The sequence below is a fragment of the Nesterenkonia lacusekhoensis genome (assembly GCF_017876395.1).
Taxonomy (GTDB): Bacteria; Actinomycetota; Actinomycetes; order Actinomycetales; family Micrococcaceae; genus Nesterenkonia; species Nesterenkonia lacusekhoensis.
This window is the reverse complement of sequence record NZ_JAGINX010000001.1, coordinates 1,800,958-1,814,760: the sequence shown is the minus strand read 5'-3', so window position 1 is coordinate 1,814,760 and position 13,803 is coordinate 1,800,958. Positions and strand designations below refer to the sequence as shown.

Annotated in this window: 13 protein-coding genes; 6 read left to right on the top strand and 7 right to left on the bottom strand. The window is 66.9% G+C overall.

What is annotated here, in order from left to right; all coding sequences use genetic code 11:
* Positions 1-37: 37 nt before the first annotated feature.
* A complete protein-coding gene (locus JOF45_RS08565; protein ID WP_210049086.1) occupies positions 38-1,096 on the top strand; it encodes a hypothetical protein in 1,059 nt (352 codons plus the stop codon).
* A gap of 185 nt (positions 1,097-1,281) precedes the next feature.
* Positions 1,282-1,920 (top strand): hypothetical protein, encoded by a 639-nt coding sequence (locus tag JOF45_RS08560; protein ID WP_210049085.1) that lies wholly within the window; start codon positions 1,282-1,284, stop codon positions 1,918-1,920.
* Positions 1,921-1,980: 60 nt separating this feature from the next.
* On the opposite strand, the gene JOF45_RS08555 is transcribed toward JOF45_RS08560, so the two are convergent.
* Positions 1,981-3,018 carry a variant leucine-rich repeat-containing protein gene (locus tag JOF45_RS08555; RefSeq protein WP_210049084.1) on the bottom strand — a complete coding sequence of 346 codons (1,038 nt, stop codon included), beginning with the start codon at positions 3,016-3,018 and terminating at the stop codon, positions 1,981-1,983.
* An 84-nt stretch (positions 3,019-3,102) separates the two neighbouring features.
* Here JOF45_RS08555 and JOF45_RS08550 point away from each other — a divergent pair, with 84 nt between their 5' ends.
* Positions 3,103-4,164 (top strand): serine hydrolase domain-containing protein, encoded by a 1,062-nt coding sequence (locus JOF45_RS08550; RefSeq protein WP_210049083.1) that lies wholly within the window; start codon positions 3,103-3,105, stop codon positions 4,162-4,164.
* Positions 4,165-4,166: 2 nt separating this feature from the next.
* Here JOF45_RS08550 and pdxT read toward each other — a convergent pair whose 3' ends face one another.
* The 5 genes from pdxT to JOF45_RS08525 form a co-directional block, all read right to left on the bottom strand.
* Positions 4,167-4,796: a pyridoxal 5'-phosphate synthase glutaminase subunit PdxT gene (gene pdxT / locus JOF45_RS08545; RefSeq protein WP_210049082.1), complete on the bottom strand. Its 630-nt coding sequence runs from the start codon at positions 4,794-4,796 to the stop codon at positions 4,167-4,169.
* A gap of 88 nt (positions 4,797-4,884) precedes the next feature.
* Complete coding sequence (locus tag JOF45_RS08540; RefSeq protein ID WP_425352351.1) at positions 4,885-6,075, bottom strand: IS30 family transposase; 1,191 nt, start codon at positions 6,073-6,075, stop codon at positions 4,885-4,887.
* A gap of 277 nt (positions 6,076-6,352) precedes the next feature.
* On the bottom strand, positions 6,353-7,267 hold the full coding sequence (gene pdxS, locus JOF45_RS08535) for a pyridoxal 5'-phosphate synthase lyase subunit PdxS (protein WP_342591446.1): 915 nt from the start codon (positions 7,265-7,267) through the stop codon (positions 6,353-6,355).
* 75 nt (positions 7,268-7,342) lie between these two features.
* Complete coding sequence (locus tag JOF45_RS08530) at positions 7,343-8,158, bottom strand: PspA/IM30 family protein (RefSeq protein ID WP_210049081.1); 816 nt, start codon at positions 8,156-8,158, stop codon at positions 7,343-7,345.
* A gap of 122 nt (positions 8,159-8,280) precedes the next feature.
* Positions 8,281-9,873: a TPM domain-containing protein gene (locus tag JOF45_RS08525; RefSeq protein WP_210049080.1), complete on the bottom strand. Its 1,593-nt coding sequence runs from the start codon at positions 9,871-9,873 to the stop codon at positions 8,281-8,283.
* Positions 9,874-10,048: 175 nt separating this feature from the next.
* Between JOF45_RS08525 and JOF45_RS08520 the strand changes: the two genes are divergently transcribed.
* The 3 genes from JOF45_RS08520 to JOF45_RS08510 all read left to right on the top strand — a co-directional run bounded on the left by JOF45_RS08520 (position 10,049) and on the right by JOF45_RS08510 (position 13,291).
* Positions 10,049-11,926, top strand: a complete 1,878-nt coding sequence (locus JOF45_RS08520) for a trypsin-like peptidase domain-containing protein (protein WP_210049079.1) — start codon at positions 10,049-10,051, stop codon at positions 11,924-11,926.
* Positions 11,927-11,940: 14 nt separating this feature from the next.
* The gene (locus JOF45_RS08515; protein WP_210049078.1) at positions 11,941-12,717 is read left to right on the top strand and encodes a PIG-L deacetylase family protein; all 777 of its coding nucleotides are present in this window, start codon (positions 11,941-11,943) and stop codon (positions 12,715-12,717) included.
* Between the two features lie 70 nt (positions 12,718-12,787).
* Positions 12,788-13,291, top strand: a complete 504-nt coding sequence (locus JOF45_RS08510) for a hypothetical protein (protein WP_210049075.1) — start codon at positions 12,788-12,790, stop codon at positions 13,289-13,291.
* Here JOF45_RS08510 and rraA read toward each other — a convergent pair.
* Positions 13,288-13,764, bottom strand: coding sequence for a ribonuclease E activity regulator RraA (rraA, locus tag JOF45_RS08505; protein ID WP_210049074.1), 477 nt, complete (start codon positions 13,762-13,764; stop codon positions 13,288-13,290). The two genes, JOF45_RS08510 and rraA, sit on opposite strands and share 4 nt — an antisense overlap.
* Positions 13,765-13,803: the final 39 nt, after the last annotated feature.

The following is a 13,803-nucleotide window of genomic DNA, read 5'->3' as shown; positions in this document are numbered from 1 at the left end:
TGGACGAGAACAGAGCTGCTCCGTCATGGTGGTCGCCGTGGAAATTCTCTGTGCAGTCCTGGCCGCGGCGATGTTCGGCGCCGGACACTATATGAGCGGCACCGCCAGCAGGCGTCGGGGCCCGGTCGCAGTGGCCTACTGGACCCAGTTCGGCGTGGTGGCCGTGGCGCTGACGCTGCTGTTGGCCCAGCCTGCAGAAGGCTGGGACACGGCGGCACTGCTGTGGGGTGGGGCGGCCGCTGGGGGCGGCGTCGTCGGCTCCCTCTGCCTGTACGCGGCGCTGTCTCGGGCCACCTTCACTCTGGCAGTGGGCGCTTCCACAGTGACCACTACGGTGACTCCGGCGCTGGTGGCGCTGGTCTTCCTCGGCGAGCAGGCCTCACCGCTGCGTCTGGTGCTGGTGGCGCTGTCCATGCTGACGGTCTGGCTGCTGGTCTCTCAGAAGCGCGGAGAAGGTGTTGCGGTGGTGACGTCGCCGCTTCCGGTGATCACCGGCCCGATCTCTGTGGTGGACGGTGTGAGCCAGGACGGCGTCGTCGGCGTCGACAGTTCCGGCAGCCTAGGCCACGCTCAGAGCGGGGATCGGCGCGGCCCTCGAAGTTCGGAGCACAGCACGAGGCCGGGCGCTCCGCCGTCCTCCCGCTCCGGATGGAGCGCTGCCGCGCTTCCCCTGGCGGGAGGACTCGGCTACGCCGTGGAGCTGGTGGGCGTCGCCCAGATTCCGCAGCAGAGCTTCACCCAGGGGTTGGCCGCCTGGGCCGTGGTCTCCTTGGCGGTGATGCTCGTGATCTTCATGGTCCGAGGCGGGGGAACGTCGATCGCGCGTCGCAGCCGACTGGTTCCGCGCGGCCGCGACGGGGCACTGGTGGTGCTGGCCGGCGGCTTCAGCGCAGCCGGGATGATGCTGTTCCATCTGAGCGCTGCCGGCATCGGGCTGGCGACCACTTCAGCGGTGGTCGCGGTCTACCCGGCAGTTCCCATCCTGCTGGCAGTGGTGATCCTGCGCGAGAGGCCCAGCATGCGCGGCTGGGCGGGCTTGGCCTGCGCGGCGGTGGTCGTCGGACTCGGAGCGCTCAGCACTCTCCTGCAGGGCTGAGACAGCAGCGCGCCGGCCCCGGACATCGGAGGGAGCATTGTTAGCGTAGAGCCGTGCTCTCCCGATCTCTCATGCCAGGTCTTGTCGCTGCTTCAGCTCTGCTGCTGGTCAGCTGTTCCGGTGGTGCCGCGGCTGAACCGAGCACGGAGCAGACTGCCGAGACCTTGAGGTTGGATCGCGGCCCGGTGACGGAGAGCAGCACGGCCGATGATCCGGAGCAGACCACGGAGTTCAGCCTGGATGAGCTCATCGATATGGACCTGGAGGCCTTCAGCTCCTCCGAGGTCTCCTGGGAGCAGCGTTACCAGCTCTTCTGGCACTATGCCGATCTCAGCGACGCCTATGCGGACTATTTCGCTCCGGAGGAGGGCCTGGACGCCTATAACCCGGCAGAGGTCGCGGACCCGGAGGACTCTCCGGAGCAGATCCTCCACCAGCATTGGTACGCCCAGCAGCTCTCACAGCTGGGGGAGCTGATCGCCGAGGACCACGGTGGCACGGACACGGCGCTGAAGCTGGCCTTCGTGGTCGACGAGCCGGTGGTCGAGGAGATGGAGGAGGAGCTCGAAGAGGCTGAGACGGATGCCCCTGCCTTCCAGCTGGAGAGCCGCTACGACCTCCAGGACGCCGAGGAGTGCCTGAGGCCGCCCGAGGGCATGGACACTGAGGTCCCGGCTGATGAGCAGAACTGCTACGAGATCGACTTCGAGATCCTCCAGGGAGAGGCCACCGAGCAGGCGCCCTATTTCCACTGGACTGAGTTCGAGACCGCCGACGGCGAGGACGCCGGCTTCTGGGACCGCTCCACGCTCCACTGGCTCTGAAGCTCTGAAGCTCTGAAGCTCTGCAGCGCTGAAGCCCTGGAGCGCGGCCGGAGGCCCGGATCACTGCAGGTCGATGCTCTCCCGAGCCATGAAGAAGCCGTTGCCGGTCTGGGTGTTCCAGCACTCGAATCCTGCCTGTGAGGACGTGCAGGCGAAGTCGCCGCTGGCGGCGGACTGCCCATAGTCGAGCTGGCTGGGCTGAGAGCTCACCGTGCCGCCGCAGGAGGTCTGGGCTTCGCCGTCCTCGCCGACGGTCACTGTGACCGGCCCGTCACAGTCTTCGGGAGCGTCGAAGTTGTACTCCTCGATGGTGCAGGAGACGGAGTCGCCGCCGACCTCGCAGTGGATGTTCTCCGAGGGGGCGGAGAAGGCGCTCATCTCTGTCGCATCCTCCGGCGCGGGGCGGGCCTCGTCCTCAGCGGCCTCCTCGTCGCCGGCCTCGTCCTGGTCGGCGGAGTCCTCCTCGGGAGCCTGCTCTCCTTCCTGGGCCTCCTCGGGGGCCTGTTCGGCGGCGTTATCCTGCTGAGGCTCGTCATCGTCGCCGAAGAGCTGCAGAGGAAGCAGGAAGAGCGCAGCCGCCACAGCTGCCACCAGCACGATGCCCATCACGATGAAGAGGCAGCAGCCGGCGCCGCCGCGGCGACGCTCGGCACGTTCCTGCCCCGCATGCTCCGGTGCGGCATAGCCGGCCCAGTGCGCCGCCGGCTGCTGCTGGGCAGCCGCCGGGTAGGCCGCAGCTGCGGGGTACATCGGCGCTGCCGGATAGTAGGCGGATTCATCCTCCGGGGCGCCGTCCTGAGCCCGGACATGTTCTTGGAAGGTGCCGGTGTCGGCGTGCAGCGGAGGCATCGCCTGGGTGGCAGCGGCACCGCCGGAGGCAGGCATGGTCTGGGTGGCGTCTCCGCGGCGGCGCAGGGCGGCGTCGATCTGAGGGTCTCCCAGGCTGGCGAGCCAGTCCACCAGCTCCGGGTAGGTGTTGGGGTTCTCGGCGATCAGCGGTCGCAGCTCCGGGTGGTCTCCAGCGAGCTCGTAGAGTTCCTCGTGGCTGGTCGTAGGGTCTGCCGCTCGTGATGCCGGGTCCGTCATGGAGACCATCATGCACTATCCGTCTGGGACTCGCAGAACGATAGGCTTCATGAAAACTCCCTGTTTCCGCCCAGAGATGAGGGGTACAGACACACGATGCATCGACCTGCTCTCCGCACTTCCGCACCGCTGGTGTTCGGGGCTCTGCTGCTGACCTCCTGCACCCAGGCCCCGGAGCCCGAGGCGGTCGAGGAGCCCGTCGACCAGGCGTCCTTGGAGGAGTTCCTCAACGAGCACGACGACGTGCTGGCCGAGGAGGCCGTGGTGATGGTGCTCCGTGACGGACAGACCCACACCGCCTCCACCTCGGGGGCGGATGAGGACACTGTGTTCGAGCTGGCGTCATTGTCCAAACCGATGACCGGCATGCTGCTGGCCGACGCCGTCGAGCGTGGCGAGGTGGATCTGGACGACCCGGTGCAGGACCACCTGACCGAGCTGGAGGGCACTGAGGCCGGGGAGGTCACCTTGGAGGAGCTGGCCACCCACACCGCGGGGCTTCCTCTGGTGCCCGAGGCCGACGGCTTCGCCGAGCAGGACCGTCAGGCGCGGAACGCCGGGGAGAATCCCTACACGGTCACCACTGAGGAGCTGATCGGCCTGGCCGCGGAGCAGGACGTGGGGGAGCGCGGCCGGTACGTCTATTCCAATCTGGGCATCGCTCTGCTGGGCCATGCCCTGGCCGAGCAGGCGGGCACGTCCTATGACCAGCTGCTCCGCCAGCGGCTGACCGGCCCGCTGGACATGGAAGATACCACCACCTCCGACGCCGAGGGCCACCCCTCCGACGAAGATCTCATCCAGGGCTATGACAACACCGGCGAGGTGGAGGACTTCGGCTCGGCGGCCTTCAGCCCTGCCTCGGCCTCCCGGGGTACGCCGCAGGACTATCTGCGGCTCATCGAAGGGATCTTTGATGAGACCGCGCCGGGCAGTCAGGCGGTGGAGCCCTCGGAGATCCACCCGGAGATGGGCTTGGGCTGGCATCTGGAGCCCGAGGGCTACGCCTGGCACAACGGCATCTCCAACGGCTACGCGACCCTGGCGGCTCTGGATCCGGAGACGGAGACTGCTGTGGTGCTCTTCTCCAACTATGGGCAGGAGAACAGCGTGCTCGGCATGGACCTGCTCGAGGACATCCTCGACGCCGCCGACTGAGCTCAGGCGCCGCCGGCCATCTCCACGAAGAGCTGATGCAGGCGAGTGTCCTCGGTGAGCTCTGGGTGGAAGCTGGCGCCGAGCAGCCGGCCCTGGCGCACGGCCACCGGGCTGCGCTCGCCGTCGGTGCCCTGAGTCCCGGCCACCTCTGAGGCTGCCAGGACTTCCACACCCTCGCCGAGCTCCTCGATCAGCGGGGCACGGATGAACACCGCTGAGAGCGGATGCTCCTCGCCGGGCAGACCAGCGACGGCGAGATCCTCGGTGAAGGAGTCCAGCTGGCTGCCGTAGCCGTTGCGGCGCACCCGTACGTCCAAGCCCCTGATGCGCTCGAAGCCCTCCAGCGCCTCGGCGTCGGCCACCGACTCGGCCAGAAGGATGAGGCCGGCACAGGTGCCGAAGACGGCCATACCGGCGTCGTGCCTCTCCCGGACGGCCTCCATGAGGCGCACCGGCGCGGCCAGCCGTGCCATCGTGGTGGACTCTCCGCCGGGGACCACCAGGCCGTCCAGGCCCTCGAGCTCAGCGGGGCGGTGCACAGTGCGCACCTCAGCCCCGGAGGCGGCTAAGGCCCGGACGTGCTCGGCCACGGCGCCCTGCAGGGCCAGCACGCCGATCTGCGGTGCGGTCATCGTTCAGTTCTCCTCACAGACGGGATCGCCCCGCGTTCTTCCTGAGAATCGGCGGCGGATTCGAGTGGTTGTCGCAACAACAGTGAACTCAGCTGGTCGTGAGCAACTCTTTCATGCGGTCTGCGGGACTGTCCCATCCCAATGTCTTCCTAGGCCTGCCGTTGAGCTTGTTCGCGACCAGCTCCAGATCCTCTGGGCCATGGACTGAAAGATCAGTTCCCTTAGGGAAGTACTGGCGAAGCAACCCGTTGGTGTTCTCATTCGATCCCCGCTGCCAGGGTGAAGCCGGGTCACAGAAGTAGATCGGAAGATCAGCAGCCACGCTGATCGTGTGATGAGCGGCCATCTCGGCTCCCTGATCCCACGTCAGCGAACCGCGAAGATGCTCAGGAAGCGTCTTCATCCGCTGGGTCAGCGCGGCCGCGACCGTCTGGGCGGTGTGATCACCAGGAAGATGGCAGAGCATCACAAACCGGGTATGACGCTCCACCAAAGTCGCGATCGCGGACTTACTGTCAGCACCGATGATCAGGTCTCCTTCCCAGTGCCCCGGCACTGCCCGGTCCTCGACCTCAGCAGGACGCTGGCTGATCATGACCATCTGCCCACCCAGACTCCGGGATCTGCGCTGGTCACCGGCAGGCTTGCGCATCGCCCGACCAGTGCGCAGCGCGGCTTGGACTTCACGCTTCAATCCACCACGAGCCTGTAGGTACAGGGCCTGGTAGATCGTTTCGTGGCACACACGCATCTCCTGATCTTCGGGGAACTCTTCAGCGAGCTTTCCACTGATCTGCTCCGGGGACCATTCCAGCTGCAGCTTGTCCCAGACGTAGGCGAAGATCCGGCTGCCAGGCACCAGTTTCCTGGGCTTGGGCCGTGCCCGCCGGTCGACGCTCTGCTGATGAGCGAGGTACGGGTGGTAGAGGCCTCTGTGGCTGTTGCGGGTGACCTCTCGGCTGATCGTTGAACGGCTCCGTCCCAGCTCAGCAGCGATCTGAGCGTAGGAACAGCCTCGTCGCAGCAGGTCAGAGATCGCGAGTCTGTCTGCCGCGTTGAGGTACCGCCGGTGAGTCGCGGGCGCGGCGGGATCAGGGAAGGTGCTGTGCATCTTCTTGTTATACCCATTGGGCGCACTCTGACGGTCCCAATTCCGCGCCGATCGCGCAGATGCACCGACTCGTTGGGCAGCCTCTGCACGGCTGAATCCCTCTAACCGCAGTCGATGGTACTCATCTCTGCGTGGATGCGCCCGGCCGGGACGTACCAGGTGATACATCCCGGCGGCTCTGACCCAGTCAGACAAGGTCCTGGCAGAGACTCCGGTCTCAGCTGCGACTGCAGCTAGGTTTGGGGTCTGGCCGAAGCGGTGAAGGCAGTCAGCCTTCACCGCTTCGGTATAAGGCTCTCCTCGGGAGGGTTCGCGTGCGGGCATCGCAACTCCTGAACGGTCAGGTCGTTGCGACGTTCACTAGAACCCGAGGGCGATTTCGCACCGTTTTCGGGAAGAACGCGGGGCGATCGCCCACGGTTCAGCAGGTTCAGCGGATCTCAGCTCACCAGCCGCGTTCGGCCAGGCGGTGCGGGGCGGGCAGGTCGGAGACGTTCAGACCGACCATCGCATCGCCCAGTCCCTTGGAGACCTCGGCGAGGACGGCCGGGTCGTCGTAGTAGGTGGTGGCCTTCACGATCGCCTCGGCGCGGGCCGCCGGGTTGCCGGACTTGAAGATGCCCGAGCCCACGAAGACGCCGTCGGCGCCCATCTGCATCATCATGGCGGCATCGGCCGGGGTGGCCACGCCGCCGGCCACGAAGAGCACCACGGGCAGCCGGCCGTCCCGGGCGACCTGCTTGACCAGCTCGTAGGGGGCCTGCAGCTCCTTGGCGCGGACGAAGAGCTCGTCCTCGGCCAGGGAGGTCAGCTGAGCGATCTCCGCATTGATGGTGCGGATGTGCTTCATGGCCTCGGAGACGTCACCGGTGCCCGCCTCGCCCTTGGAGCGGATCATGGAAGCGCCTTCTGTGATGCGGCGCAGCGCCTCACCCAGGTTGGTGGCACCACAGACGAACGGCACCGAGAACTTCGACTTATCGATGTGATGGATGTAGTCAGCGGGGGAGAGCACCTCGGACTCGTCGATGTAGTCCACCTTCAGGTGCTCCAGGACCTGGGCCTCGACGAAGTGGCCGATCCGGGCCTTGGCCATCACAGGGATGGAGACGGTGTCGATGATCCCGGAGATCAGGTCCGGGTCAGACATGCGGGCCACGCCGCCGGTGGCGCGGATGTCGGCGGGGACGCGCTCCAGGGCCATCACGGCGACGGCGCCGGCCTCCTCGGCGATCTTGGCCTGGTCAGGGGTGACCACGTCCATGATGACGCCGCCCTTGAGCATCTGAGCGAGCCCTTTGTTGACGGTGCCCTTCTCAGCGGCGGGCGCTCCGGTGGCGGCGGGGGCTGTATCGGTCACAGGGGTCTCCTCAGGCAGAACAATGGGGTACGGAAGGTCCGTACCCCATTGTTGCAGAAGCGTCTCTGCGAGAGATCAGCTCTTGTCGTTTTGCGACTCGAGGGCCTCCAGGTCAGCGGCGATGTCTTCAGCGCTGACACCGCTGCCGGACTCACCGGAGCCGATGGCCTGCCGGTCGGGGGAGGGGCCCTTCAGAGCGGCGAGGCGGGCTTCGACCTCTGCCTGCTCACCCAGGTCCTCGAGGGATTCGAACTGGGCGTCCAGGGAGGAGGAGGCGAGCTCGTTCTGACCGCGCACGCGGGCCTCCTCGCGGCGGATCTTCTCCTCGAAACGGCCCACCTCGGAGGTCGGATCCATGACGTCGATGGACTTGACCGCGTCGTGGACCTGGGACTGGGCGTGGGCGGCACGGGAGCGTGCGACCAGCTCGTCGCGCTTGGAGACCAGCTGCTGGCGCTTGGACTTCATCTGTTCCAGGCCGGACTTCAGCTTCTCCACGATCTCGCGCTGAGACTGGATGGTGGGCTCAGCGGTCTTGGCGGAGGACTCGGACTCCATCTGACGCTGGATGGCCACTTTGGCGAGGTTGTCGAACTTGGCGGTGTTCTCGGAGTCGCCGGCCTGACGGAACTCATCAGCCTTGCGGGAGGCGGCCAACGCCTTCTGGCCCCAGGACTGGGCGGTCTCCAGGTCCTCCTTGTAGTCGTCCTCCATCATGCGCAGATTGCCGATGGTCTGGGCGACGGCCTCCTCAGCCTCTGCGATGTTGTTGGTGAAGTCCCGGACCATCTGGTCCAGCATCTTCTCCGGGTCTTCGGCGCGGTCCAGCATCGCGTTCACATTGGCGCGGATGAGCTGGGACATTCTGCCGAAAATCGACTGCTTGGACACAGTGATCACCTTTCCTCGTGGGCTGCTGCGCCGCGGCCTGTGGAAGGCCCGCGGCTCACAGTTCGATTCTTTCCTCTTCGGGCTGATGCGTCCAGTGGTGCAGAAGTCTCAGCGCCTGATCCTCAGAAGAACCCGCGACGCCGGCGCGGCCGCATGCGCACGCCTCTGCGTCCGTAGCCCATGCGGTAGCCGCCGCCGAATCCGCCGCCCAGCGGGCCGCCTCCGAAGCCGCCTCCGTAGCCTCCACGGTACCCACCGCCGAAGCCGCCTCCGAAGCCGCCTCCGTAGCCGCCGCCCACGGGGTCACGGCCGGCGACGCCTCCGCCCATGGCGTTCATGTTGGTCTCGGCCGATTCGCGCTGGGCGATCTGCGCAGCCTGGACTGCCAGGGTCTTGGCCTGGGATGCCATCTCCAGTGCGCGGGAGGGCTGGCTGTCGGCGAAGCTCTGCGCCTCGGAGAGGCAGCGCTCCGCCTCGGCCAGGCGGGTGCGGGCCGTGTTGCTGGTGAAGCGTCGGCGAGAGCGCATATAGTCCACGGAGGACTGGACCTGGTTGCGGGCGGTCAGCAGCTCCGCATCCAGAGTCTCGCGGGCCCGCCGGTCTTTGGCCTGGAGATCTCGCACGGAGTTCAGCGGCTCATCCAGCTCGCGGTGAGCCAGCTCGAGGGACTGCAGCAGCTCCAGCGGATCGATCCGCTCCTCGGCGGAGAGCTCCCGGCGAACCCGCGCCGCGGCAGTCTCTGCGGCGGCGATCGGGCCGGCCAGCTCGGGGGCCTGGCCGGCGTCACGGATGGCCCGAGCCTGGGCGAGGTCCTGCTCTGTCTGGGCCAGCCCCACATCGAGGTTCCGCCGTGCCTGCTCCAACCGCTGTCCGTGCTGCTCCATGGAGCTGATGAGATCGGCTGCGTCGCCGGCGGCCTCTTCACCGTGGTGGATCGAGACCACGGCGTCACTGGTGCTGCCGGCGTGGGCGGAGCCCCGGGCGGCGTCGCGGGCATGGGAGGCCTGCTGCAGAGCCTCGGCAGACTGGGTCAGGTTGTCGCGGAACTGCGTGAGCGCATCCTCGCTGTACTTCTTCTCCAAGGTGGGCAGCTGGGACTCCACGTTCTCCCGACGGGCGGCGAGGTCGCTCAGCTGGCGGTTGAGCTGCTCGAGGGCGGGGCGCGGGTCCCGCTCCAGGTTCCGCATCCCTTCGAATTCCTTGCGGTGGGCCTCTAGGGTCTCGTGGATCTTCTCGCAGTTGGCGAAGATCCGCTTCACCAGCTCCCGAGCCTCATGCTCCTGCTCGGGCGGCTCGCGGTCCAGCTGGTGCTGCAGACGGAACGACTCGCTGAGATGCTCGTGGGCCTGGGCGATGTCCTGCTGAAAGACGGCCACCTCCTCCTCGCCGTAGGAGGCTTGGGCGAAGAGCACCTCCTGTTCGGAGGAGCGGACGGCGTCGTCGGCTGCGATGAGCATGGTGCCGGCCTCTTGGCGCAGCGTCTCCAGCGGAGCGGTGTCCAGCCGATCCGGCTTCTCTGAGGCCTCCCCGGACATCTGCTGCGGGCCGGGCCGGCCGATGATCCTCTGCTGCTTCTTGCCGCCGGAGAGCCATACCGCCCCTATGCCGATCAGCGCCAGCACCGCCGCTCCGATGAGAAGTGGGCCCACCAGTATGGCCCCGACCGGCATCGGAACACTGGTGATCAGGGAGCTGGGAAGGGCCTCGGTCAGCATGGCTTTGAGTGTATAAGCAGGGTCTGACATCGTCCATGGACAAGCAGGGAGGCCCCTGTTGAGCTTTAGAGGACATGTTCAGGAACTATCCGGGAACTTGTCGACGTTGTCACAGGGAGCCAGGGCACAATGGATCTGCCGACTTCTCGAACGAACTGCCGAATCAGGTGTTGCTATGACTTCAGACCGCAACGAACCCCACGAGGACGCACCCCGCGATCCCCAGGACGTCCAGCCTCCCCGGCCCGACGCCGACAGCCCCGGGGAGGCTGAGCACCAGCCTGAGCGGACGGGGCACCAGCCTGAGCAGGAGAGGCGGCTGCCCGGCGAAGAGCCTACGCAGCGGATCTGGCAGGATCAGCCTCAGGAGGGCGGTCTGGGCGGTCCCGCAGCAGTCCACGGCTCTGCGGAGGAACATCGCCAGCCTGCTGAGGAGCACCACCACTCTGCGGAAGAGCACCGGCCTCTGCCGAGCTTCTCGCCCTATGAGGCCGGCGAGACGAACCCACAGGCACATCACGGTGCGCTCCAGGGTCACACCTACGGCGGCGGCACGCCGCAGTCCTACCGAGCGCAGCAGCCTTACCAGGCACAGCAGGGCTACCCAGGGCATGAGAGTCACCCACCTCAGCAGGCCCCCGACCAGCACGGCGGGGCACAGCACGGCGGGGCACAGTACGGCGGCGCACAGTACGGCGGCACCCAGCACGGCGCGGCACAGCAGGGGTGGGAGAACCAGGCCGCGACGCCGTATGGTCCGCCGGTCACACACACCTACCCGGGCCAGCCGGGTCAGGATGTCCACCCCTCTTATCCTCCGCAGCAGCCGGAGGCACCCAAGCGGAGCATCGGCGTCGGAGGTTTCATCGCCGGCATGCTGGTGGCCGCGCTGGTGGGCGGCGGCGTGGCTGTGGGCTGGGACGCGCTCTCCGGTGACGGCGTGGCCGCTCCGGGCGGCGGCATCGAGATCAACAATCCGGAGAGCGCCACGGAGGTGACAGCGGCCGCGGCGAAGGCATCGCCCTCAGTGGTCACGTTGGCGGTCTCGGCACAGCAGGGTTCGGGCTCGGGGTCGGGCATCGTGCTCGATGACCAGGGCCACGTGCTCACCAACACGCATGTGGTCACCCTCGGCGGTCAGACCAGCAGCGCGGAGATCTCCGTGCAGACCCACGACGGCTCGGTGACCTCTGCCGAGGTGGTCGGCACCGACCCGCTCAGCGACTTGGCCGTGATCCAGCTGGAGGACACCAGCGGCGTCACTCCGGCTGAGATGGGCAACCCCGGAGAGCTGAACGTGGGCGATCAGGCGATCGCCATCGGCGCTCCGCTGGGACTGGAGGGGACGGTGACCGACGGCATCGTCTCCACGCTGAACCGCACCATCTCAGTGGCCTCTTCCGATGCCGGTGATGAAGAGACCGAAGCGGCTCCGGAGGAGCCTGAAGAGGGCGAGGAGGACCCGGAGGGCTTCGAGTTCTTCTTCCCGGATCAGGACCAGGCGCCGACCCAGGGGTACATCCACCTCAACGTCATCCAGACCGACGCCGCCATCAACCAGGGCAACTCGGGCGGTGCGCTGGTGGACGGCGAGGGCAACATCATCGGCGTCAACGTGGCGATCGCCTCCGCCGGAGGGGGAGGACAGATGGGCCAGACCGACGCCGGTTCCATCGGCGTGGGCTTCGCCATTCCGATCGACTATGCCCAGCGCGTGGCCGACGAACTCATCGAGAACGGCGAAGTCTCTCACGGACTGTTGGGCGTCCAGGTGCTGGATTCCAACGCGGAGGGCCTGGATCCGGAGGATGCGATGTTCCGGCAGGGCTTCACCAACGGCGCGCTGATCGACAACATCCCAGAGGGGTCGCCCGCCGGCGAGGCCGGTCTGCAGGAGGGTGACCTGATCACCCATGTCGATGACACCCCGGTCTCCGATGCCAGTTCGCTGACCGCAACTGTGCGTGAGCACGCCGCAGGCGATAGCGTCACGGTGACCTATGTGCGCGACGGCCAGTCGCATGAAGCAGAGGTCACTCTGGACGGCATGTGAGAGATACGGAGAGCATGGAGACACAACTGAAGAGCCCGGACGAGCTGATCGAGGGTCTGGGCATGGAGAGGCTGTTGGCCTTCGCCGCCCACCCGGATGATCTGGACTTCGCTGCGGCAGCCACCGTTGCGGCCCTGGCCGAACGCGGGGTGGAGGTCACCCTCTGCCTGCTCACCGCCGGCGACGCCGGCGGCTTCGAGCTGGGACGCGACGCCGAGGAGATGGCTGCGCGTCGGCGGCAGGAACAGCTGGACGCCGCAGAGATCCTGGGGATCCGCCAGGTGATCTTCCTGGACGAGCGCGACGGTTTCGTCGAACCCACCCTGGAGCTGCAGAAGAAGATCGTACGGGTGATGCGCCAGGTGCAGCCCGATGTCGTCGTCTCCTGTCACCCGGAGCGGGCCTGGGACCGGCTGCAGAAGTCTCACCCGGATCACATGGCCTGCGGTGAGGCAGTCGTCCGGGCCAGCTACCCCGCGGTGGAGAATCCCTTCGCGTTCCCCGAGCTGCTCGAGGAGGAGGGTCTGGGGGCCTTCAGGATCAAGTCGCTGATGCTCATGGGGGCGCCGTCGGAGCGGATTCAGCTGCGCGTCGATGTCACCGGTTATGAGGAGAAGAAGCTGGAGGCGCTGCGCCGCCACTTCAGTCAGCACCCGGATCCGGCGGGCATGGAGCACTACGTCCTGGAGAAGATGGTCCAGGCGGCTGAACGCTCTGGCGCGGATGGCCGGTCGGCGGAGGAGTTCCATCTGGTCCACGTCAACGCTGGGGATACGATCTCAGGCTTCTGAGTCAGGTGCCTGACCTGCGGCATCCGTGTGGTGCGGCGGGTTCTGCACGGCAGGCAGATGTCCTAGGGTCGTGCTGATCAAGCACGTGGATCCGAAAGGACGGCATCCGATGGTCTCGCAGTTCGGATGGCGATTCTGGCCGGTGGTCTGGGGTGCAGTCGGTGCGCTGTCCGCCAGCCTGATGGCGTGGGGCGCCTATACCGACCTGGCCTGGGGATGGTTCTCTGCCGCCGTGATGCTGCTGATGGTGCCGGTTCCGGTGGTCTACGCGGTCTGCTGTCACCGCGGAGTTTCACCTGAGGGAGGCATCGGAGAACCTTCCCGGTTTCAGTTCAGGGTGGCCCGTGGTGTTGCCTGTGCGCTGTGGGTGCTGCTCGCCGCGGGTGTGCTGGCATGGATGGCCTGGGGGTCGTCTGAGCTGTCTCTGTCGGCGTCGGCGATGCTGATCTGGGCCCTCTCTCTGCAGGAGCTCCGCGTGGTGCACATCGTATGGGCGCTGCGCCGGCGGAGCGAGGAGGAGAACGCCGGGGTGGAGCATGCGGGGGCGGAGCCGGCTGGTGAGGGCGGCGTTTAGGAGTTTGTGACGAGGATGCCGTCCTCGTCGCTCCAGAGAGTGGCCCCGGGGCGGAAGTGCACTCCGCCGAACTCGAGGTCGATGTCGAAGACCCCGTGACCGGCTTTGGCCGACTTCCGCGGGTTCGAACCCAGGGCCTTCACGCCCAGATCCAGCTGAGCCAGAGCAGCGCGGTCCCGGACTGCTCCGTTGATCACGACGCCGACCCAGCCGTTGGCGATGGCGGATTCCGCGATCATGTCGCCCATCAGCGCCGACTCCAGGGAGCCTTCGCCGTCGACGACCAGCACATGGCCCTCGCCGGGGGTGTTGAGAGTCGACTTCACCAGTCCGTTGTCGCGGTGGCACCGAATGGTGCGGATCGGGCCGGTGAACTTCGTCTTTCCGCCCAGGTTCTGCAGCTGCAGAGAGAGGGACTGCAGATGCTCGTCAGTGTCGAATAGGTCGCATGTGGAGAAATCTGAATCGCTCATGGGTACTCCTGATCTGTGATCGGCAGCATGGTGAATCAA

What these genes read in the sequence shown, in the direction of transcription:
- JOF45_RS08555 (WP_210049084.1), bottom strand. Translation starts at nt 3,018, where the DNA reads ATGATGGTCTCCATGACGGACCCGGCATCACGAGCGGCAGACCCTACG.
- JOF45_RS08550 (WP_210049083.1), top strand. Translation starts at nt 3,103, where the DNA reads ATGCATCGACCTGCTCTCCGCACTTCCGCACCGCTGGTGTTCGGGGCT.
- pdxT (WP_210049082.1), bottom strand. Translation starts at nt 4,796, where the DNA reads ATGACCGCACCGCAGATCGGCGTGCTGGCCCTGCAGGGCGCCGTGGCC.
- JOF45_RS08540 (WP_425352351.1), bottom strand. Translation starts at nt 6,075, where the DNA reads ATGTATCACCTGGTACGTCCCGGCCGGGCGCATCCACGCAGAGATGAG.
- JOF45_RS08525 (WP_210049080.1), bottom strand. Translation starts at nt 9,873, where the DNA reads ATGCTGACCGAGGCCCTTCCCAGCTCCCTGATCACCAGTGTTCCGATG.
- JOF45_RS08520 (WP_210049079.1), top strand. Translation starts at nt 10,049, where the DNA reads ATGACTTCAGACCGCAACGAACCCCACGAGGACGCACCCCGCGATCCC.
- JOF45_RS08515 (WP_210049078.1), top strand. Translation starts at nt 11,941, where the DNA reads ATGGAGACACAACTGAAGAGCCCGGACGAGCTGATCGAGGGTCTGGGC.
- rraA (WP_210049074.1), bottom strand. Translation starts at nt 13,764, where the DNA reads ATGAGCGATTCAGATTTCTCCACATGCGACCTATTCGACACTGACGAG.